Consider the following 21148-nt stretch of genomic DNA (forward strand, 5'->3'; position numbering starts at 1 on the left):
ATGTTCCCGCCGCCGGGGCTACCTTCCGCCGCACGTACCCGACGAGAAGGGGTGGTCGCATGGCCGAAGTCACCGCGGAATCACGCATCGAGGCGTCCGCCGCGCAGCTCTGGTCCCAGCTGACGGACTGGGACGCGTACGGGCAGTGGAGCATGACCCACACGAACTTCCCGCAGGGCGGCCCGCAGACCCTGGCCGTCGGATCGACCTTCGCCGAGAACATGAAGATGATGGGATTCCCGGCCGAGGTGATCTGGACCGTCTCCGAGCTGGAGGACGAACGCCTCTTCGCGATCACCGGCAAGGGCCCGATGGGCGTCGCCGTCCTCACCCGGTACACCCTGACGCCGGACGGCGGGGCCACGACCGTCCGCATCGACGGCGAGTTCACCGGGGCCGCCGTCTCCCTGATGGCGGGCAAGCTGAAGGACTCGGCCACCGCCGCCCTGAACGAGTCGCTGCACAAGCTCGCCGGCCTGGTCGCCTGAACCGGGCCGCACCCACCCGCACACGGGGACGGCGCGCCCCGCGACGCGTGGTCGCGGGGCGCGCCGCGCCCGCGGGGGCCGCACGGGCTCAGTGCTCGTCGGCCAGGATCAGGTAGAGCTTCTTGCGGGCGTCACCCAGGACCGCGAGCGCCTTCTCGCGCTGCTCCGGCGAGCCGGTCCTGAAGACCTGGCCGAACGCCTCCATCAGGCCGGCTCCGGCCTGCCGGGCCTCGTGCACCGCCTCGAAGTCGAAGCCCCGCCCGGCGTCCGCCCAGGGCGCCTCCGGTCCCGCCCCGGCCTCGGCCCGGCCGGCCTCGGTGAGCGTGAACAGCTTCTTGCCGCCCTCGCTCTCGCTGCTGATGAGACCTTCGTCCTCCAGCAGGTTCAGGGTCGGGTAGACCGAGCCCGGGCTGGGCTTCCACGCCCCGCCGCTGCGCTCGCCGATCTCCTGGATCATCTCGTAGCCGTGCATCGGCCGGTCGGCGAGCAGCGCCAGGATCGAGGCCCGTACGTCGCCGCGCCGGGCCCGTCCCCGCGGTCCCCCGCGGCCGCCGCGCCCACCGAAGGGCCCCGCGCCGAACGGCGGCCCGAACGGGCCGAAGGCCGCGCGGAATCCCTGGAATCCCTCCCGACGGTCCGGCCCGCAGTGGCCGTGACCCCGTCCGTGCTCGTGGCCGTGCTGTCCGTGCTGTCCGTGCTGTCCGTGCGAACGCATGACTGCGCTCCTTTCGTCACGTCGTGCCCGTGTCATCGGTTCTCCGATGCATCCACTATCGACGAGCGGTCGCGATGCGTCAACGATATATCGGAAACCGTCTCACCGAACCGCCCTGGAGAAGGCCAGTCACCCCGGATTGGCCTTTGTCGATGATCAAGAAACCGTCCTAACGTCGGTCCATGCGCATCCGAATCGTCGACGCCTTCACCGACCGCCCCTTCCACGGCAACCCCGCCGGGGTCCTGCTCCTCGACGGCGGATTCCCCCCGGACGCCTGGCTGCAGCAGGTGGCGTCCGAGGTGAACCTCTCCGAGACCGCCTTCGCCCACCCCCTCCCGCCCGGCGGGGACGCCGACTGGGCGCTGCGCTGGTTCACCCCGGCCGCCGAGGTCGACATGTGCGGTCACGCCACGCTCGCCACGGCCCATGTGCTGGCCACCTGTGGACTCGCCGAGGGGCTGATCCGCTTCTCCGCCCGCTGCGGTGTGCTCACCGCGGAGACCGCCGCGGACGGCACGATCACCATGGACTTCCCCACGTCCGCCCTGATCCCGGTCCCGGCGCCGCCCTCCGTGGACCACGCGCTCGGCGGCGCGCCGATCCTCTCCGTCCACGACACCGCCGCGCACATCGGCGACCTCGTCGTCGAACTCGCCGACGAGAAGACCGTCCGCGAGCTGGAGCCGGACCATGGCGCCCTGCGCGCCTTCGCCAAGCGCGGCGTGATCGTCACCGCCGCCGCCGAGGACCCCTCCCGCGGGTACGACTTCGTCTCCCGGGGCTTCTTCCCGGCCTTCGGGATCGACGAGGACCCGGTCACCGGCAGCGCCCACACCGCGCTCGCGCCCTTCTGGGCGCAGCGCCTGGGACGCAACGAACTGACCGGCCTCCAGGGCGGCGCCCGGCAGGGACTGGTACGGGTGACACTGGCGGGCGACCGCACCCTGTTGACCGGACACGCCGTGACCGTCCTCGACGGGGAGCTGCTCACCGCCCCGTGACCGGGCGGAAGGCGACCGCCGGGCACCTCCGGGCACCGGCGGGCACCGGCGGGGAGGGGCGGGTCAGCGCGCAGGTCAGCCGGCGGGCCCGCCCCGCCGCCCGCGGGCCGCCTTCGACCGTCGCCTCGCCTCCGCCTTCGCGCGTGCCGCGGCCCGCCGCTCCCGCTCGCTGTCCGCCCAGGCCTCCGAGTCGATGCGCTTGCGGTAGACCTGCCCCGGCTCGGCGGCGCCCAGGTGCACCGTCCACCACCACAGGGCGGCCGACACCACGAACAGGCAGAACGCCGTCAGCAGGTAGGAGGTGACCTCCTCGGACTCCGGCACTCCTTCGTCGTGCATGAAGCCGGGTACGCCGGAGACGAGCGCGTTCACCCACCACGCGAGCGCCAGGTTGAACAGGACCAGGGAGATCCAGTAGGCGACCCGCATGCTCCTCGCCGCGCCCGTCACCTCGCCCAGCAGCAGCAGGCGCCGCAACGAGACGGGTCCCGTCCGGTGCCGGCTGCCGGTGTCCGCCTTGGCGCGGCGCACCGAGGCGTAGAGGTCGTCGAGCCAGCGGCCCGGCTCCGGATCGGGCGGCGGGCCGTCGGTCGGGGCCAGCTGTTTGGCCTGGATCCAGCCGGAGATGAACTGGATCTCCAGCTGGGCCTTCTCCAGCCGCCGGCGGTAGTGGTGGTCCGCGCTGCGCGCCTCGCGGCGGTCCCGGATGAGGAGGCTGGCCCCGCCCACCAGACCGCTGACCACGGGCACCAGGAACGGGGCGAACGACACCAGGGAGTCCATGACAGCCACCGCGCGCGCCTCCTCACTCCCCCCAGCGTCGCACCGGCGCGGCCCGCGGCCACGCCCTGCGGGGCCGATCGGGTGCGCCGCCCCGTCACGGCGTCGGCAGCCAGCCCACCTTGCCCGCGAGCAGGGCGTACCCGCCGAAGGCCACGATGTCGAGCAGCGCGTGCGCGGCGACGAGCGGCCCGACCCGTCCCCAACGGCGGTAGGCCAGCACGAAGACGACGCCCATCACCACGTTGCCGATGAAGCCGCCGATGCCCTGGTAGAGGTGGTAGGAGCCGCGCAGCAGGGAGCTGGCCGCCAGCGCCGCCAGCGGCGACCATCCCAGCTGGCCGAGCCGGCGCAGCAGGTAGGCCAGTACGATGACCTCCTCCACGACCGCGTTCTGGATCGCGGAGAGGATCAGCACGGGAAACTTCCACCACACGTCGGGCAGGGCCTCCGGCACCACCGTGAGGTTGAAGCCGGCGGCGCGCGCCCCCAGGTAGAAGGCCAGCCCCGCGCTCCCGATCCCCGCCGCGACGACTGCGCCGCGGCCCAGGTCCCACAGCGGCCGGGTCCGGTCGAAGCCGAGCACCCGCAGCCCGGGGGCGCCCTCGCGGGTCAGCAGGTGCGCCACCAGCAGTACGGGGACCAGCGCGCTCGCGATCCCGAACAGCTGCCAGGCCAGGTCGAGCCAGGGGCGACCGGGGGCGTAGGAGCCGTTGAGCGTGGCGGCCTGGTCCTTCAGGCCGCCCGGCTTGGTCAGCGAGCCCAGGAAGCTGATCAGCGCGGAGACCCCGCTCGCGCCCAGCGAAAGCGCCAGGACGAGCAGGGTCTCGGTGCGCAGGAGGTTCCGCCGCCCCTCCTCGCCCAGCTCCACGAACACCGGCTCCGGCTCAGCCCGCACGACCGACTCCCGTCCTGCCATCCCGTTGCGACCACCCCATACTGCCTCGTCGGCCGGGCGGGTGGATCGGCGAGGGAGGATCGGGGGAACACCGGGCAGGAGGCCGCCGGGCGCGGCACGGTGGCGACGGGGCGGCTCAGCGCCGGGCGGGCACCGCCGCGGCCACCTCCTCCGTCAGCCCCACGGGCCAGGTGTGCACGGGGTCGCCCCGGTGCATGAGTTCGCTGTAGCGCCGGGTGGTCGCGGCCAGCGCCTCGTCCCGGTCCAGCCCCGCCGCGAGCGCCCGGTGGTAGGTGTCCACCTGCCACGTCGCACCGTTCACCCGCCGCCGGCAGCGCTCCTCGATGATGCCGAGGTAGTGGTCGCGGTCCGCGGGTTCGATGCCCCAGGCATCCAGGCCCGCCGCGGCCATCGGCAGCAGTTCGTCCAGGACCAGGCGTACCGCCGGCACGCTGACCAGGCCGCCGGCCCGGCCCCGGCGCGGCCACCGCAGCCGTGCGTCGATCCCGTACCGGCAGGCCGCGTCGAAGTTCGCCTCCGCCTCGGCGAAGGGCAGCCGGGTCCACACGGGGCGCGGCTCGTCCGCGAGGGTGCGGACAAGCCCGTAGTAGAAGGCGGCGTTCGCGACGACGTCGGTGACCGTCGGCCCGGCCGGCAGCACCCTGTTCTCCACGCGCAGGTGCGGCACCCCGTCCGCCACCCCGTACACGGGCCGGTTCCAGCGGTAGACGGTGCCGTTGTGCAGGACCAGCTCCTGCAGGCGCGGCACCCCGCCTTCGGCCAGCACCCGCAGCGGCTCCTCCTCGTCGCAGATGGGGAGCAGGGAGGGGAAGTAGCGGACGTTCTCGGCGAAGAGCTCGTACGCCGAGTCCACCCACCGCTCCCCGAACCAGGTGCGCGGCCGCACACCCTGGGCCTGCAGCTCCGGCGGCCGGGTGTCGGTGGCCTGTGTGAACAGCGGCGGCCGCGACTCCCGCCACAGCTCGCGCCCGAACAGGAAGGGCGAGTTGGCGCCGACGGCTATCTGCGCCGCGGTCACCGCCTGCGCCGCGTTCCACACGGCCGAGAAGCGGGCGGGCGTCACCTGGAGGTGCAGTTGTACGGAGGTGCAGGCGGCCTCGGGCACGATCGACCCGGAGGTCCAGATCAGCCGCTCGACGCCGTCGATGTCGAGCGTGAAGTCCTCGCCGCGCATCATCAGGATCTGCTCGTTCAGCAGGGAGTAGCGGTCCACCGCCGAGAGGTTCGCGGTGACCAGGTCCGCGCGGGAGATCGTCGGCAGGATGCCGATCATCACCACCCCGGCATCGATCTCCGCGGCCTGCCGGTGGGCGTATCCGAGCCCCGCGCTGAGTTCTTCGGCGAGCCGGTCGAATACCCGCCCGCCGAGCCTGTGCGGCAGAACGTTCACCTCCAGGTTGAACATTCCCAGTTCGGTCTGGAAATCGGGGCTGGCAATCCGCTCCAGCACCTGGGCATTCACCATTCGCGGCAAGCCGTCGGTCCCCGCGAGATTCAGCTCGATCTCCAGCCCCATCATGTTCTTCGGGCGATCGAACCTCTTCTCCGCCAGAAGTCGCTCCAGTCCCTCCAGGCACTCGTGGAGTTTCCTTCGATACCGCTGCCGATCGGACAGGTCGAATCCTCCCGCCACGACCTTCTCCCCCATCGAAGCGTCCCTCCTCGAGTGGGCCTGGCCCGGGGCACCCAGGCGCGCGTTACGGTCGATGATGCCCCGGCATCGTGATCCATAACGCGGAGGGGGCGTGCGTGGCGAGGAGCGCGCGCCGGGTTGGCCGAAGGGCGCTTCGGCACATTCACCTGGCAAGTCGCCTCACGCAAATTCATCTTGGCATTTGCCCACCCTTGAATACAGGTCCTTTCCAGCCGAGCCCCCTTCCGGTAACCTCCGAGGTCAGCGCGGCACGTTCGCGCTCATCCGGCACGAATGCCATGTCAGCGGGACCGGTAAGCGCCTTGTCAGCAATAGGCGGGACAGCTAGCCGAAACACTGCGTGAACACATGTCGTATAAACTCCGCAAACGAGGCAGAGAGTTGGCGCGCGGCCATTGCCCCTCGGCCCCCCTCTGGCCCCAGAATGCGACAGCGCCGTCCCGCACCTGCCCCCGTTCCACAGGTCTCCCAAGTGAGAGGCGACCCACCATGCCGCTGCATGTCCCCCCGGCTCCCGCACCCGCCCTGCGCAGCGTCCTCGCGGCACTCGGTTCCCCCACCGCCGTCCATGAGGCGCACACCCCGGCCCTGCGCGCGATCCAGGGACCGCTGACCGCCGAACTCCCCCTTCCGGTCCACGTCCTGGACCGGCTGAACCTCTCGGACCTCGCGTCCGCCGGCCGGCCACCCCGGACCCGGCTCGTGGGCTGGCGGTTCCTGATCCGCAGCGGGGAACGCCACGTCGCGGCGGCCGACACCCGGCTGACGCCGGACGGCTGGACCTTCTCCCACTTCTTCGAGGGCCCCTACGTGGCCGCCACCGAACGCGCCCTGCGCCAGGCCGAGCTGCTCGCCACCGGCTACCAGCCCCGGCTGCTCTCCGTACCGGAGCTCTACATGCTGACCCTGTGGCTGCACGGGGCGGTGGGCGCGGACGCCGCCGCCGGACTGCCCGCCGGTGAGGACCTGCTGGTGCCACTGGCCCCGGCCCCGCCCGGCATCGCCGCGTACCGGCCGCATCCGGTCTCCGAACTGCTGCCCGTGCTGACCCACCGGCTCACGCCCGCGACCGCGCCGGTCCCGCCGTCGCTGGCAGCGCCCGCGGCCTGACCCGATTCACCCATCCGGCCTAGTCCGCCCGGGCCACCTGTGAACCATCCGAAATGACAGGGGAGTTGGCCTGAACCGCCCGCACGAGTGATGCGTCATCAATCCATGAGGACAGCTGCAGCGAAATCCCTGCGAAGCGGCTGTCGTGGGGGAACACTGATGGCAAGCGCCCCGCGGCTGCGGGGATGACCCAGGGGGACGGCCATGAATCAGGTATCGAGCCGTAGCACACAGACCACACCGCAGCGAAAGAACGCATCCATGTGCCAGCACCAGCCAGCCTGCCCGTCTGCCGAATCCGCCGACCGGGAGGCCGCGCGCCCCGTGGCCAACCACCCGGAACAGGGCTGGAGCCTGCTGTGCAACGGCGTCCTGCTCTTCGAGGACACCGGTGAGCTGCTCCCGGACGGGCAGATCATCGCCCCGCACCGCCCGCTCGCTGCGGCGTAGACGACGCTGGGACGGCGAAGGGGCCGGTCCGGAAGATTCCTTCCGGACCGGCCCCTTCGTCATGTCGTCCGACGGCCGTCGCAGGCGGCGCGGCGCCTCAGTTGTCGTACTCGTCCAGCGGCGGGCAGGAGCACACCAGGTTCCGGTCGCCGAAGGCACCGTCGATGCGGCGCACCGGCGGCCAGTACTTCTCGGCGGCCGTGACCCCACCGGGGAAGACGGCCTCGTCCCGGCTGTACGGGTGGTTCCACTCGCCGCCCAGCGCGGCGGCCGTGTGCGGGGCGTTGGCCAGCGGGTTGTCGTCGGCCGGCCACTCGCCGCCCGCGACCCGCTCGATCTCGCCGCGGATGGCGATCATCGCGTCGCAGAACCGGTCGATCTCGGTGAGGTCCTCCGACTCCGTCGGCTCGATCATCAGCGTGCCGGCGACCGGGAAGGACATCGTCGGCGCGTGGAATCCGTAGTCGATCAGACGCTTGGCGATGTCGTCCACGCTGACGCCCGTGGCCTTCGACAGCGGGCGCAGGTCGATGATGCACTCGTGCGCGACCAGGTTGCCCGGGCCGGTGTAGAGCACCGGGTAGTGCGGCTCCAGGCGCTTGGCGATGTAGTTGGCACCGAGCACCGCCACCTGGGTGGCGCGCTTGAGGCCCTCGCCGCCCATGAGGCGCACGTACGACCAGGAGATCGGCAGGATGCCGGCCGAGCCCCACGGAGCGGCCGAGATCGGGCCGACGCCCGTCTCCGGACCGGCGGTCGGCTGGAGGGGGTGGTTCGGCAGGTACGGGGCGAGGTGCGCCCGGACGCCGACCGGGCCGACGCCCGGGCCGCCGCCGCCGTGCGGGATGCAGAAGGTCTTGTGCAGGTTCAGGTGCGAGACGTCGCCGCCGAAGTGACCCGGCTTGGCCAGGCCCACCAGGGCGTTCAGGTTGGCACCGTCGACGTAGACCTGGCCGCCGGCCTCGTGCACCTGGGCGCAGATGTCGGCGACGTGCTCCTCGAACACACCGTGCGTGGACGGGTAGGTGATCATCAGCACGGCGAGCTCGTCGCGGTGCTGCTCGATCTTGGCGCGCAGGTCGTCCGCGTCCACCTCGCCGTCGTCGGCGGTCTTGACGACGACGACCTTCATACCGGCCATCACGGCGCTGGCGGCGTTGGTGCCGTGCGCGGAGGACGGGATCAGGCAGATGGTGCGCTGCTCGTCACCGTTGGCGCGGTGGTAGGCGCGCACGGCCAGCAGACCGGCGAGCTCGCCCTGGGAGCCGGCGTTCGGCTGGATGGAGACCTTGTCGTAGCCGGTGACCTCGCAGAGACGTTCCTCCAGCTCGTTGATGAGCGTGAGGTAGCCCTCGGCCTGCTCCGCCGGGGCGAAGGGGTGCAGCTGGCCGAACTCGGGCCAGGTCACCGGCTCCATCTCGGTGGTCGCGTTGAGCTTCATGGTGCAGGAGCCCAGCGGGATCATGCCGCGGTCCAGCGCGTAGTCCTTGTCCGAGAGCTTGCGCAGGTAGCGCAGCATCGCGGTCTCGGAGCGGTGCTGGTGGAAGACCGGGTGCGTCAGGTAGTCGTCCGAGCGCAGCAGGCCTTCGGGCAGGGTGTCGGCCGTGGACTCGTCGAGCGCCTCGATGTCGGCGGTGACGCCGAAGGCGGCCCAGACGGCCTCGATGTCGGCGCGCAGGGTGGTCTCGTCGCAGCTGATCGAGACGAGGTCGGCGTCGACCCGGTACAGGTTGACCCCGCCCTCGCGGGCGGCGGCGACGACCTCGGCCGCTCGGCCGGGAACCCGGGCGGTGACCGTGTCGAAGTAGGAGCCGTGCACCGTCTCCACCCCGCCTGCCTGCAGGCCCGCGGCGAGCAGCGTCGCGTAGCGGTGGGTCCGGCGGGCGATCGTCCGCAGGCCGTCCGGGCCGTGGTAGACGGCGTACATGCCGGCCATGACGGCGAGCAGCACCTGCGCGGTGCAGATGTTGCTGGTGGCCTTCTCGCGGCGGATGTGCTGCTCACGGGTCTGCAGGGCCAGGCGGTACGCCTTGTTGCCGTCCGCGTCCACCGAGACGCCGACGAGGCGGCCGGGCAGCGAGCGGGCGTGCTTGTCCTGGACGGCCATGTAGCCGGCGTGCGGTCCGCCGAAGCCCATCGGGACGCCGAAGCGCTGGGTGGTGCCGACGGCGATGTCCGCGCCGAGGGCGCCCGGGGACTCCAGCAGGGTCAGGGCGAGCAGGTCGGCCGAGACGGTGACGACGGCACCGAGCTCGTGCGCCTGGTCGATGACCGGCTTGATGTCCCGGACGGCGCCGGAGGCACCGGGGTACTGGAGCAGGACGCCGTAGACGCCGCGCTCGGCGATCTCGGCGGGGATGCCGTCGGAGAGGTCGGCGACGACGACCTCGATGCCGATCGGCTCGGCGCGGGTCTCGATGACGGCGACGGTCTGCGGCAGGGCGTCGGCGTCGACGAGGAAGACGTTGCCCTTGACCTTGCCCACACGGCGGGCCAGGGTCATGGCCTCGGCGGCAGCGGTGCCCTCGTCGAGCAGCGAGGCGCCGGAGGTCGGCAGGCCGGTGAGGTCGGCGACGACGGTCTGGAAGTTCAGGAGGGCCTCCAGGCGGCCCTGCGAGATCTCCGGCTGGTAGGGCGTGTACGCCGTGTACCAGGCCGGGTTCTCCATGACGTTGCGGAGGATGACCGGCGGGGTGAAGGTCCCGTAGTAGCCGAGACCGATCATGGAGGAGAGGACCTGGTTGCGGTCGGCGAGCGAGCGCAGCTCGGCGAGCACCTCGGCCTCGGTCCGCGCCTCGGGCAGGGCGAGGGCCTCGGCGGTCTTGATCACATCCGGTACCGCGGCGGCGGTCAGTTCGTCCAGGGAGCCGTAGCCCACCTGGGCGAGCATCTTCGCCTGCGCCTCGGCATCAGGGCCGATGTGGCGCTGTTCGAAGGGGATGCCTCGCTCCAGCTGGGAGAGCGGAATGCGGTTGGCGGTCATGTACGGAGGCCTCCTGGTCATATGACCTGCGAGGGGCACCACGGCGCGGGCACCCGGACGGCCTCCCCCTCTGTCATCTGCACCTGAGAGTTTCACCGGAAGTCGCGGGGGTCGCCCGCGGGATCCGGCTTTCACCGTCGGTGAGGAGGGGGACCGGCACTGCGCCCGGTACCCGCCCTGCTTTCCAGAGTGGCCTCGTCCGTGCGGTACGTATGCCTGAGAGATTCCGGGGAGGATTTGCTCCTTCGGCGCCTCCGTCTTGCTCACTCGGAGGACTCTCCCGCACAGGGTCGACAGCCGTCACCCAGACTACCAGCGGGGTTCAAGGGGCTCCCCGAGTGGCCTCCGCTGCGGAAATGCACTTCTGTAGTCATTGGGGAGCAGTTGCGACCATTTGGAGGGACCGTGCAGACCGACATCGATCCGCGCAGCCTGATCGGCCGCAAGGCGTTCGACCGCAACGGTGCCAAGATCGGCACCATCGACGAGGTCTACCTCGACGATGCCACGGGTGTCCCGGAATGGGCCGCCGTCCGCACCGGCCTGTTCGGCCGGGACGCCTTCGTCCCGCTGGAGCCGAGCGAGATGGTCGGCGAAACCCTGCGGGTGCCCTTCGAGCGCTCCCTCATCAAGGACGCACCGGATTTCGGCGTCGGCCGACACCTCTCTCCCGAGCAGGAACTCCAGCTCTACCACCACTACGGCCTGGACACGACCCTGCCGTCCGACTTCCACCGCGACTTCGGCCGCCTGGCGGGCGACGAGGGCTGAGTCCGCCCCGGGGCCCTCATCCGGAGGTGTCCCCCACCAGCGGCAGCGGGTCGGACGGCTCCAGGTCGGGGTCGTCCACCCGGAAGGTCCGTACCCGGCCGGGCTCCGATCCGGGCTGCTCGAACCGCACGGTCACCCTCCCGACCCCGCTGCCCTGCACCCATCCCGGCCCGTACAGGACGTGCCGTACGTCGCTCCCGGCCGCCCAGCGCCGCTCCGGAGCCTCCTGGGGCTCCCCGGGCGGCTCCGGTCTCTCCGGAGCCCCGGCGGCCCCGTCCGCCGCCTCCGGCTCGGCCCTCCCGACTGCGGCTCCCGTACGGTCCGCACCGCCGGCACCGCCCGCACCTCCGGCACCGCCCGCCGCGTCCGTACCGCCCGCCGCGTCCGCCACGTCCGATCCGGCGGCGAGCGACTGCGCGAAGAGGTCCTCCTGCGTGTAGTCGGCGAGCCCCGTCACCCCCACCCCGAGCAATCGCACCCCGCCCGTGGTGTCCACCGCCTCCAGCAGCCGCGCGACCGCCTCCCGCACCACTCCCGGATCGTCCGTGGGCCCCCGCAGGGTCTCGGACCGCGTCAGGGTGGAGAAGTCGTAGCGCCGCACCTTGAGCACGATCGTGCGCCCCGAGTGCCCGGAGTTCCGCAACCGCGTCACGCACCGGTCGGCGAGCCGCTGCACCTCGCCCCGGATCCGCACCCGGTCGTGCAGGTCCACGTCGAAGGTGTCCTCGACCGACACCGACTTCGCGTCCCGCTCCGCGACCACCGCCCGGTCGTCCAGCCCCAGCGCCATCCGGTACAGCCCCGCGCCGTGGGCGCGCCCGATCATCCGGACCAGCTCGTCCTCCCCGGCCTCCACCAGCTCCCCCACCGTGGTGATCCCGGCACGGCGCAGGTGCTCCCCCGTGGCCGGCCCCACCCCGGGCAGGGTCCGTACGGACATCGGCGCGAGCAGCTCGCGCTCCGTCCCCGGCTCGATCAGCAGCAGCCCGGCGGGCTTGGCCTCCTCGGAGGCCACCTTGGCCAGCATCTTCGACCCGGCCAGCCCCACGGACCCGCTGAGCCCCGTGGCGGCCCGGATGCCGGCCCGCAGCCGCTCACCCGCCGCCCGCGCGGAATCCGAGTCGAAGGCGACCCCGCCCGCCTCCAGGTCCACGAAGGCCTCGTCCAGGCTGAGCGGCTCCACCAGCGGCGACAGCTCCCGCAGCATGGCCATCACCACGTCGCTGACCTGCCGGTAGAGGGTGAAACGCGGGATCAGATAGGCCCCGTTCGGGCAGAGCCGCCTGGCCTGCGCCGTCGGCATCGCCGAGTGCACCCCGAACCGCCTGGCCTCGTACGAGGCCGTGGCGACGACCCCGCGCGGCCCGAGCCCGCCGACGATGACGGCCTTGCCGCGCAGGCTCGGCTTGGACGCCTGCTCCACGGAGGCGTAGAAGGCGTCCATGTCCAGATGCAGGATGGTCGGAGCGGCTCTCACAGCACCGATGCTGCCCTACGCCACTGACAATGCCGTGGCCCGGTCCGGCCGCTCAGACGGCGCGGTTGCGGCGGGCGGCCAGCTCGTCCGTCGGGTTGTGCCCGACCAGGGTCTCGCCGGTGTCCACCCGCTCGCCGTGCAGCTGCGACAGCGCGCTCTGCACGTCGCGCCGGACCACGCCCACGGCGATGCCGAAAACGCCCTGCCCGCCCTGGAGCAGGCTGACGACCTGGTCGGTCGAGGTGCACTCGTACACGGTGGCGCCGTCGCTCATCAGCGTCATCCGCTCAAGGTCCGAGAGCTCGCGGTCGTGCAGGTGCTGCACGGCCGTGCGGATGTTCTGCAGGGCCACACCGGTGTCCAGGAACCGCTTGACGATCTTGAGGACGACGACGTCGCGGAAGCTGTAGAGGCGCTGGGCCCCCGACCCGTACGCGGCCCGCACGCTGGGCTCCACCAGCCCGGTGCGCGCCCAGTAGTCGAGCTGCCGGTAGGTGATGCCGGCCGCGGCGCAGGCCGTCGGTCCGCGGTAGCCGATCTGCTCGGGCGTCGGCTCGTCACCCACCGGTCCGACCGGCGTCGACTCCGGCTGACGGCGCGCGGATCCGACCGCACCACCGTGCAGCGGGTACGGCCCAGCGTCACTCCGTACGGGGGTGCCCCCGGTCGTACCGTCGCCCGTGATCCTCACGTCGACCCTCCGTCCTTGACCTGCCCACCTCGAAGGTAGGCAGTCACCAGGGGTGCGTCAACGATCGCCACACTCGGCACGCCGAGTGATAATCACCCTGAGAGTGGTTTCCCGTGCCCCTCCGCGGGGAAAGGCTACTCGAATGGGCCGGGGCGCCACCGTGGACGACGGGGTCGGCGGCTCACTGCGGGCCGGTACCGAAGTCCTCGGGCGAGATCTGGTCGAGGAACTCGCGGAACTTCTCCACCTCGTCCTCCTGCTCGTCCGGAATGGCGATTCCGGCGTCGTCCAGGACCCCGTCACTGCCGTAGATCGGCGTCCCCGTCCGCAGGGCGAGGGCTATGGCGTCGGAAGGCCGCGCGCTCACCTCGACCCCGCTGGCGAAGACGAGCTCCGCGTAGAAGACGCCCTCCCGCAGATCCGTGATCCGGACCTCGGTGAGCTCCTCACCGACCGCTTCCAGCACGTCCTTGAACAGGTCGTGCGTCAGCGGCCGGGCAGGGGCCATCCCCTGCTGGGCGAAGGCAATGGCCGTCGCCTCCCCCGGACCGATCCAGATGGGGAGGTACCGGTCGCCTCCCACTTCACGCAGGAGCACGATCGGTTGGTTGGAGGGCATTTCCACCCGGACACCCACAACGTCGAGCTCGTTCACACAGCAACCCTAGGACCTGCCCGGCAGGTTTGGGTAGTCGGGGCTCCCCCTCGACCGGCGCGGTCAGCGCAACCGGACGCCGAGAGCCGTCTGCACCAACGCCTCATGCAGCCGGACGGACAGTCCCGCGAGTTCCTTCATGGTGGCTTCGGCGTGGGCCCTGGTCTGCGGGTTGCGGTGCCTGCGCAGCGGTGCGACGACCTGCTCCACCAGCCCCGCCTCCCGGTCGGCGGCGGCCTTCATGGCGCGCAGGTGCCGCGGCTCCAGACCGAACCGCCCCAGGCCGGCCACGAGCCGGGCCACCGTGACCGCGTCGGCGTCGAACCCGCCGCCCGGCGCCTCGGTGAGGAGCCCGTACGACTCCCACTCGACCAGCTGTTCCTCGTCCACGCCGACGGCCCCGAGGAGCTCGGCGCGCCCCACCCGGGCCGCCGGGGGCGGCTCCGGCGGGGTATCGCCGTAGACGGCGGCGGGAACGGCCGGATCGGACGGACCTGCCGAATCGCCGTGCGCCGTGGGCGCCGGGATGCGGATCTGCTCCCCGCGTGCGATCGCGTCGAGCTGCTCGCGGATGACCTTCAGCGGCAGGTAGTGATCACGCTGCAGGCGCAGGATGCGGGCGAGCCGCTCCACGTCCTCCGTGCTGAACTTGCGGTATCCGGAAGGTGTGCGCCGGGGCTCTACCAGCCCCTCCGCCTCCAGGAAACGAATCTTCGAGATCGTGACTTCGGGGAACTCGTCACGCAGCGTGGTGAGCACCGTGCCGATGCTCACCAGCCGCCCGGCCGAGCCGGCGGTGCCGTTCCCGGCGCCGCCCGTCGGATTGCGCAGCATGGGACCTTCCCTCGGGTCTCCCCCGGACCGGGTCCGGGAGAGGGTCAGACGCCCCGCAGGCTCGCGTAGAAGACCATCCGGTACTTGCCGATCTGCACCTCGTCGCCGTTGTGCAGGGGGACGGAGTCGATCGGTTCGCGGTTGACGTACGTGCCGTTGAGGCTGCCGACATCGGCGACGGTGAAGCCGCCGTCCTGGCTCCTGCGGAACTCGACATGGCGCCGGGAGACGGTGACGTCGTCCAGGAAGATGTCGCTCTGCGGGTGCCGGCCGGCCGTGGTCAGTTCGCCGTCCAGCAGGAAGCGGCTGCCGGAGTTGGGTCCGCGCCGCACGATGAGCAGGGCGGAACCGGGGGGCAGTGCCTCCACCGCGGCCTGGGCCTCGGGGGACAGCGAGGACGACACGTGCGTCTGGCCCGTCACCTCGGCCTCGTAGGCCTCCAGGCCCGAGATCGAGATGGTGGACGTGGTCTCCGAGGCACGCTCCGGCGTCAGGCCCGCCCGCAGCGGCGCTCCGCAGTTGGAGCAGAACCGGCTGGCCGCATCGCTACGGTGTCCGCACCTGCTGCAAACCTGCTCGGCCGACATGGACGGCTCCTCGCGCCGCGGCTGCCCCGCGGAGGCATTGGTGGCATACGGGTCGGGGGCAAACCCTCCACCCGCACTTGAGGTTGATGGATCACCGAAACCTATGCGGCCGGTACCGGCGGGGTCAACAGACGACGCGCCGTGCGCACCCGAATCACCCGTGCCCGGGACCTCGTCACGGAACAGCGGGCGGTCACCCTGCCCCTCCGCGCCGCCGGCGCGGTGCCGCGCCGCACCGCTCTCCTCACGGTTCTTCTTGCCGAACAACTTCTCAAACAACTTCACGGGCGATTCCCCTTGACTGAAACAGACCCGCCCGTGGGGCAGGACGAACTCCGAATGCAGACACCTGCCGACCCGGACATTCTCACAACGTCCGTAACCACCAGACAGTTTCCACCACGCACCGCAACTTCGGTGCGGCGACCCCCCGCAGGCATCAGCCCGCGTGAGCCGCACCACCCTCCACTCCGCTTCATCCCGATGACGACCGAGCGTAGTCAGGCTGCTTCGCAGCCCGCAAGGCATCCACAACGATCTTCGCCGACCGTGTGACGGCCACCGTGGCCTGCTCCTTCTCCAGCGTCTGGACGACACCGCCCGGGATGTTCAGCGCGGGCTCCAGATCCTGCGGCTTGCCGATCACCTTGAACTCGTAGGGTTGTGTGATCTTCTTGCCGTCGATCCCGACCCCGCCGTTCTCGTCCGAGAAGTACGAGCCCGCCACGATGCGCACCCCGTTGATCTGGATCGCCTCGGCCCCGGCTGCCCGCAGCTCCTGGAGCGTGTCCAGCAGCTGATCGGACTGCACCTGACCGGTGGGATCGGTGATCCTGAGCGTGATGCCCGGTCCCTGGGCTGCCACCGTACCGGCCAGGATGCCCAGTTGACGTTCCTTCTCCACGGTCTGCTTGCGGGCCTCCTCGGCCTGGTTGGAACTGCTCTCCAGCTCCCTGCGCTGGTCCTCCAACCGCTGCTTCTCGTCCTCCAGCCGTTTGGTCCGCCCGTCGAGCTCGTCGAGGATCCGTACGAGGTCCTCCTGCCGTGCCCCGCGCAGGGCGCTGGAGTCGCTGTTCGAGCGCACCTGGATCGCCAGGCCCAGGCCCAGTACGAACAGCAGCAGCGCCACGATCAGTTGGGCCCGGCTGACCCTCGGCGGCCACAGACCGGCGGCGAGCCGCTGTCGGCCGGTCTCCTCGGTCTTTCCCTCTTCAAGAGGCCGTTCCGGGACGTTCGGTTCCTGCGCCGGGGTGTCGTTCGCGCCGCTCATCGCCATCACGCCCGGAAAACGTGCCGGCGGATGGCCGCGGCGTTGGAGAAGATGCGGATGCCGAGGACGACCACCACGCCGGTGGACAGCTGGGAGCCGACGCCCAGCTTGTCGCCGAGGAAGACGATCAGCGCGGCCACGACGACGTTCGACAGGAACGACACCACGAAGACCTTGTCGACGAAGATGCCGTCCAGCATGGCGCGCAGACCCCCGAAGACCGCGTCCAGCGCCGCCACCACGGCGATGGGCAGATAAGGCTCCACCACGGCCGGTACCTCGGGCCGGACCAGAAGTCCGACCACCACTCCGGCCAAGAGGCCCAGTACCGCGATCACGATGCACCCTTCTGCTGCTCTGCTGCTGTGGCTGTACGTACGATCAGGCTGGAAGCGGCGGGCAGCCGCAGCTCGTCGGCCGCGGACAGGGTGTAGCGGATCCCGTAGCTCTCCTGCAGTACGTGCAGGTAGTGGCCGTCCGCCGAGTCCTGGAAGGCCGGGCCGAGCCGCTTCTTGTCGCCCACCGCCAGCACCTCGTACGGCGGCACCAGCGGCCGGTTGTCGACCAGTATCGCGTCACCCGCGGCCCTGATCGCCGACAGTTCCGTCAGCCGCTGTCCGTTGATCGAGATCGCCTCCGCGCCGGACTGCCACAGTCCGTTGACGATCTTCTGCATGTCGCGGTCACGGAGCCGGCCGGTGTCCGCGAAGCCGCTGCTCTCGCGCGGCTTCCCGCCGTCGCCGGTGGAAGAGCCCTTCGCGTCGTCCACCACCAGCCGGATCCCCGGCCCGCGGACCTCGGTGGCGCCGGCCAGCAGCGAGACGAGCTCGCCCTGACCGTCCGGGGGCTGCTTGAGGGCCGCGCGCTGACGTGCGGCGACATCGGTCCTCAGCCGGTCGATGTTCTGCTCCAGGGCGTCCGCGCGCTCGTCGGCACGCTGCACCCGGTCGATCAGTTCCTGGCGCTCCTTGGCCAGCACCGGCGCGTCCACGCGTGCCTCGGCGGCGCCGAGGGTGACGACCATCGCGGCGGCCACGAGTCCGGCGGCGAGCCCCAGTTTCGCCTTGAGCGTGCGGGGCAGGCCGGCCGTGCCGTCCGCCTCGCGCCGGGCCGTCGCCTCCGCGTAGCCCTCGTCGAGGCTGTGGTCCATCACGTGCGTCAGCAGCGACATGGAGGCGTCGGGGCGCGCCGGCACAGAAGACGCCGGAGTCCGGTTGTGGGGCGGCTGCGACATGCCGCACATCGTCGCATGTCGGCGCCGCGCACACCCAATGCGTCCATCCGGTGGGCCGGGGCCGGGCTTCCGCCCCGGCCCACCGGACTTCCGTCCTACGTCATCGACCGTCCGGGACTCAGTTGCCGGCGCCGTCCACCACGCCCGCCCACTCCTCGAGCAGGGCCTGCGCGGAGGCGTCGTCGGGGCCTTCGGCCCACAGGTGCGTCACGGCCTCCGCGGGGTCCGGGAGGACCAGCGCCCACCGGCCGTCGGCCTCCACCACCCGCACCCCGTCCGTGGTGTCCACCTGCCGGTCTCCGGCCGCTTCCACGACCCGTCGCATGACGAGCCCCTTCACCGCCCACGGCGTCGGCACGTCGCGCTTGAGCACGTGGGCCCGCGGGATCCGGGCGTCGATCTGGCTCAGGGTGAGCTGGGTACGCGCCACCAGGCCCAGCAGCTGCACGAACGCCGCCGACCCGTCGAAGACGCTGCTGAACTCCGGAACGATGAAGCCGCCCCGGCCGTCTCCGCCGAAGATCGTGTTCTCGGCCCGCCCGACCCGGGTCAGGTCGTCGGGCGAGGTCGTCGTCCACTCCACCTGAGTGCCGTGGTAGGCGGCCACCTGCTCGGCGACGCGTGTCGTGGTGACCGGCAGCGCGACCTTGCCGCTGCGCTTCTCCGCGGCCACCAGGTCGAGCATGACGAGCAGCGCCCGGTCGTCCTCGATGATCCGTCCGCGCTCGTCCACCAGGGAGATACGCTCGCCCACCGGGTCGAACCGCACGCCGAAGGCCGCCCGCGCCGAGGCCACGATCTCGCCCAGCCGCACCAGGCCGGCCCGCCGGGACTCGGCGGTCTCCGTCGGCCTGGACTCGTCGAGCCCCGGGTTGATCGTCAGGGCGTCCACGCCGAGCCGGCCGAGGAGGCTCGGCATGACCAGTCCGGCACTGCCGTTGGTGGCGTCGACGACCACCTTGAGCCCGGCGTCACCGATCCCCGTGGTGTCCACCCGGCGCAGCAGCGAGCCGGTGTAGGCGTCGAAGACGCTGCCCGGGAACTGCAGGTCGCCGATCTCGCCGGGGAAGGCCCGCCGGTACTCCTGGCGCGCGTACACGCGGTCCAGCTTGCGCTGCTGCTGCAGCGAGAGGTCCGCGCCCCGTTCGTCGAGGAACATGATGTCGACGGAGTCCGGCACTCCGGGCGAGGTCCGCAGGACGATCCCGCCGGCGCTGCCTCTCGCGGTCTGCTGCCGCGCCACGGGCAGCGGGACGTTCTCCAGGTCCCGCACGTTGATCGCGCTGGCCTGCAGTGCCGAGATCACGGCCCGCTTGAGCGCTCGGGCGCCGCGGGAGTGGTCGCGGGCCGTCGTGACGATCGCGCCCTTCTTCAGGGTCGTGGCGTAGGCGCCCGCGAGCCGGACCACCAGTTCCGGGGTGATCTCGACGTTCAGGATCCCGGAGACTCCGCGCGCACCGAAGAGGTGGGCCTGGCCACGGGACTCCCAGATGACGGACGTGTTGACGAAGGCACCGGCCTCGATCGTCTTGAAGGGGTAGACGCGTACGTTGCCCTGGACGATCGATTCCTCACCGACGAGGCACTCGTCGCCGATGACGGCGCCGTCCTCGATGCGGGCGGCGCGCATGATGTCGGTGTTCTTGCCGATGACGCAGCCGCGGAGGTTGCTGTGCGGGCCGATGTACACGTTGTCGTGGACGACCGCCCGGTGCAGGAAGGCGCCGCTCTTGACGACGACGTTCGACCCGATGACGGTGTGCTCGCGGATCTCCACACCGGCTTCGATCTTGGCGTAGTCACCGATGTAGAGCGGTCCGCGCAGCACGGCGTCCGGGCTGACCTCGGCGCCTTCGGCGACCCAGACCCCCGGGGAGATCTCGAAGCCGTCCATCTCGACCTCGACCTTGCCCTCGAGCACGTCGGCCTGCGCCTTGACGTAGCTCTCGTGGGTGCCCACGTCCTCCCAGTAGCCCTCGGCCACGTAGCCGTAGATCGGCCGGCCTTCCTTCATCAGCTGGGGGAAGACGTCGCTGGACCAGTCGACCGAGACGTCCGCTTCGACGTAGTCGAAGACCTCGGGCTCCATGACGTAGATGCCGGTGTTGACCGTGTCCGAGAACACCTGGCCCCAGGTGGGCTTCTCCAGGAAGCGCTCCACCTTGCCTTCCTCGTCCACGATGGTGATGCCGAATTCCAGGGGATTCGGCACCCGGGTCAGGCACACCGTGACGAGCGCGCCCTTCTCCTTGTGGAAGCGGATCAGGTCGGTGAGGTCGAAGTCGGTCAGCGCATCGCCGGAAATGACGACGAAGGCGTCATCCTTCAAGGCTTCCTCGGCATTCTTCACGCTGCCGGCGGTCCCGAGTGGCTTTTCCTCGTTGGCATAGCTGAGCTCCATCCCGAGCTCTTCGCCGTCCCCGAAGTAGTTCTTGACGAGCGAGGCCAGGAACTGGACGGTTACCACGGTCTCGCTGAGCCCGTGCCGCTTGAGCAGCCTGAGCACGTGCTCCATGATCGGGCGGTTCGCCACCGGCAGGAGCGGCTTGGGCATGCTCGAGGTCATGGGGCGAAGGCGTGTGCCCTCGCCGCCGGCCATCACGACGGCCTTCATGTCGGAAGAGTCCTCCTTGAGAGATGACAGTCGTGCCGACTCTCACCCGCCTCGTTCGGTGACTTCGCGACTCCTCCGCGTCAGCCGGCGTCGGGCGGGCTCAATCGGCCGTGGCGTCAGCCTTCACCAGACGGCGGACTTGAACCACGTAAAGGATTCCTGCCCACCAATAGAGGGTTGTACCCCATCCCGCGAACGCCCATCCGAAAACTGACGCCAACCAGGCCAACCAGCCGCTTCCGTCACTGAGCAGGAGCAACGGGAAGGCGTACATCAGGTTGAAGGTCGCGGCCTTGCCGAGGAAGTTGACCTGCGGCGGCGGATATCCGTGGCGGCGCAGGATCCACACCATGACCAGCAACATCAGCTCTCGTGCCAGGAGAGCTCCGGTGAGCCACAACGGAAGGATCTCGCGATAGGTCAGACCGAACAGCGTCGACAGGATGTAGAGACGGTCCGCGGCGGGATCCAGCAGTCGGCCGAGCTTGCTGATCTGATTCCAGCGCCGGGCGAGCTTCCCGTCGAGGTAGTCACTGACCCCGCTGAGCATGAGGACGGCCAGGGCCCACCCGTCGTACTCCGCGAGGATCAGCCACAGGAACAGGGGCACGCCGGCCAGGCGAGCCATGCTCAGGATGTTCGGAATGGTGAAAATTCGGTCAGTCTGAACCCGAGTCTCCTGGACCTCCACCCGGGGGCCTCCACTGTGACGGTAGAAATGGTCGTTCGATGCCCCCTGACCCTACAGGAGTCCACACAGGGGTCCGGAACGCAGAAAAGCCCCGCACCCAAAGGGTGCGGGGCTTTCCCACAATGATTGTTCGGCGGCGTCCTACTCTCCCACAGGGTCCCCCCTGCAGTACCATCGGCGCTGAAAGGCTTAGCTTCCGGGTTCGGAATGTAACCGGGCGT

General features: G+C 70.9%; 20 protein-coding genes, 1 rRNA gene and 1 riboswitch. Of the genes, 5 read left to right on the forward strand and 16 right to left on the reverse strand.

The features are described 5' to 3' along the window. The first annotated feature begins 59 nt into the window (after positions 1–59). Positions 60–488 carry an SRPBCC family protein gene (locus ACIPXC_RS23275; RefSeq protein WP_401621377.1) on the forward strand — a complete coding sequence of 143 codons (429 nt, stop codon included), beginning with the start codon at positions 60–62 and terminating at the stop codon, positions 486–488. 88 nt (positions 489–576) lie between these two features. Here ACIPXC_RS23275 and ACIPXC_RS23280 read toward each other — a convergent pair whose 3' ends face one another. Then, entirely contained in the window at positions 577–1203 is a 627-nt protein-coding gene (locus ACIPXC_RS23280; RefSeq protein WP_401621379.1) for a PadR family transcriptional regulator, read from the reverse strand. Between the two features lie 182 nt (positions 1204–1385). Here ACIPXC_RS23280 and ACIPXC_RS23285 point away from each other — a divergent pair, with 182 nt between their 5' ends. Beyond that, entirely contained in the window at positions 1386–2207 is an 822-nt protein-coding gene (locus tag ACIPXC_RS23285; RefSeq protein ID WP_401621382.1) for a PhzF family phenazine biosynthesis protein, read from the forward strand. Positions 2208–2282: 75 nt separating this feature from the next. On the opposite strand, the gene ACIPXC_RS23290 is transcribed toward ACIPXC_RS23285, so the two are convergent. From ACIPXC_RS23290 to ACIPXC_RS23300, 3 genes are all read right to left on the reverse strand, one after another. Then, the gene (locus tag ACIPXC_RS23290; protein ID WP_401621384.1) at positions 2283–2999 is read right to left on the reverse strand and encodes a hypothetical protein; all 717 of its coding nucleotides are present in this window, start codon (positions 2997–2999) and stop codon (positions 2283–2285) included. Between the two features lie 85 nt (positions 3000–3084). Further along, complete coding sequence (locus ACIPXC_RS23295) at positions 3085–3885, reverse strand: CPBP family intramembrane glutamic endopeptidase (protein WP_401621387.1); 801 nt, start codon at positions 3883–3885, stop codon at positions 3085–3087. Positions 3886–4021: 136 nt separating this feature from the next. Beyond that, positions 4022–5554 (reverse strand): glutamate-cysteine ligase family protein, encoded by a 1533-nt coding sequence (locus ACIPXC_RS23300; protein ID WP_401621390.1) that lies wholly within the window; start codon positions 5552–5554, stop codon positions 4022–4024. A 495-nt stretch (positions 5555–6049) separates the two neighbouring features. On the opposite strand from ACIPXC_RS23300, the gene ACIPXC_RS23305 reads away from it, so the two are divergent. Both ACIPXC_RS23305 and ACIPXC_RS23310 read left to right on the forward strand, forming a co-directional pair. Then, on the forward strand, positions 6050–6670 hold the full coding sequence (locus ACIPXC_RS23305) for a hypothetical protein (protein WP_030959989.1): 621 nt from the start codon (positions 6050–6052) through the stop codon (positions 6668–6670). A 261-nt stretch (positions 6671–6931) separates the two neighbouring features. Next, the gene (locus ACIPXC_RS23310; protein ID WP_030009772.1) at positions 6932–7120 is read left to right on the forward strand and encodes a DUF5999 family protein; all 189 of its coding nucleotides are present in this window, start codon (positions 6932–6934) and stop codon (positions 7118–7120) included. Positions 7121–7217: 97 nt separating this feature from the next. Here ACIPXC_RS23310 and gcvP read toward each other — a convergent pair whose 3' ends face one another. Beyond that, entirely contained in the window at positions 7218–10103 is a 2886-nt protein-coding gene (gene gcvP, locus ACIPXC_RS23315) for an aminomethyl-transferring glycine dehydrogenase (protein ID WP_401621393.1), read from the reverse strand. 194 nt (positions 10104–10297) lie between these two features. Next, positions 10298–10396: riboswitch (glycine riboswitch) on the reverse strand. 112 nt (positions 10397–10508) lie between these two features. Between gcvP and ACIPXC_RS23320 the strand changes: the two genes are divergently transcribed. Further along, positions 10509–10874 carry a PRC-barrel domain-containing protein gene (locus tag ACIPXC_RS23320; RefSeq protein ID WP_386463382.1) on the forward strand — a complete coding sequence of 122 codons (366 nt, stop codon included), beginning with the start codon at positions 10509–10511 and terminating at the stop codon, positions 10872–10874. Between the two features lie 16 nt (positions 10875–10890). Here ACIPXC_RS23320 and ACIPXC_RS23325 read toward each other — a convergent pair whose 3' ends face one another. The 11 genes from ACIPXC_RS23325 to rrf all read right to left on the reverse strand — a co-directional run. Continuing rightward, on the reverse strand, positions 10891–12351 hold the full coding sequence (locus tag ACIPXC_RS23325; protein ID WP_401621397.1) for a DNA polymerase IV: 1461 nt from the start codon (positions 12349–12351) through the stop codon (positions 10891–10893). Between the two features lie 52 nt (positions 12352–12403). Beyond that, entirely contained in the window at positions 12404–13042 is a 639-nt protein-coding gene (locus ACIPXC_RS23330) for a MerR family transcriptional regulator (protein WP_401621400.1), read from the reverse strand. A 181-nt stretch (positions 13043–13223) separates the two neighbouring features. Further along, on the reverse strand, positions 13224–13697 hold the full coding sequence (locus tag ACIPXC_RS23335) for a bifunctional nuclease family protein (RefSeq protein ID WP_007262890.1): 474 nt from the start codon (positions 13695–13697) through the stop codon (positions 13224–13226). Positions 13698–13760: 63 nt separating this feature from the next. Beyond that, positions 13761–14531: a MerR family transcriptional regulator gene (locus tag ACIPXC_RS23340; protein ID WP_401621403.1), complete on the reverse strand. Its 771-nt coding sequence runs from the start codon at positions 14529–14531 to the stop codon at positions 13761–13763. A gap of 44 nt (positions 14532–14575) precedes the next feature. After that, a complete protein-coding gene (locus ACIPXC_RS23345) occupies positions 14576–15511 on the reverse strand; it encodes an FHA domain-containing protein (RefSeq protein ID WP_401621421.1) in 936 nt (311 codons plus the stop codon). Between the two features lie 82 nt (positions 15512–15593). Next, positions 15594–16394, reverse strand: coding sequence for a DUF881 domain-containing protein (locus ACIPXC_RS23350; RefSeq protein ID WP_401621424.1), 801 nt, complete (start codon positions 16392–16394; stop codon positions 15594–15596). Beyond that, entirely contained in the window at positions 16394–16726 is a 333-nt protein-coding gene (locus ACIPXC_RS23355) for a small basic family protein (RefSeq protein ID WP_007262894.1), read from the reverse strand. The genes ACIPXC_RS23350 and ACIPXC_RS23355 overlap by 1 nt, the downstream gene beginning before the upstream one ends. Then, on the reverse strand, positions 16723–17631 hold the full coding sequence (locus ACIPXC_RS23360; RefSeq protein WP_401621406.1) for a DUF881 domain-containing protein: 909 nt from the start codon (positions 17629–17631) through the stop codon (positions 16723–16725). The genes ACIPXC_RS23355 and ACIPXC_RS23360 overlap by 4 nt, the downstream gene beginning before the upstream one ends. A 109-nt stretch (positions 17632–17740) precedes the next feature. After that, positions 17741–20236, reverse strand: coding sequence for a sugar phosphate nucleotidyltransferase (locus ACIPXC_RS23365; protein WP_401621408.1), 2496 nt, complete (start codon positions 20234–20236; stop codon positions 17741–17743). A 100-nt stretch (positions 20237–20336) separates the two neighbouring features. Next, a complete protein-coding gene (locus tag ACIPXC_RS23370; RefSeq protein WP_031149849.1) occupies positions 20337–20927 on the reverse strand; it encodes a CDP-alcohol phosphatidyltransferase family protein in 591 nt (196 codons plus the stop codon). A 128-nt stretch (positions 20928–21055) separates the two neighbouring features. Beyond that, a 5S ribosomal RNA gene (gene rrf, locus ACIPXC_RS23375) occupies positions 21056–21148 on the reverse strand; the annotation flags it as partial.

The sequence above is a fragment of the Streptomyces sp. NPDC090021 genome (assembly GCF_044748225.1).
Lineage (GTDB): Bacteria > Actinomycetota > Actinomycetes > Streptomycetales > Streptomycetaceae > Streptomyces.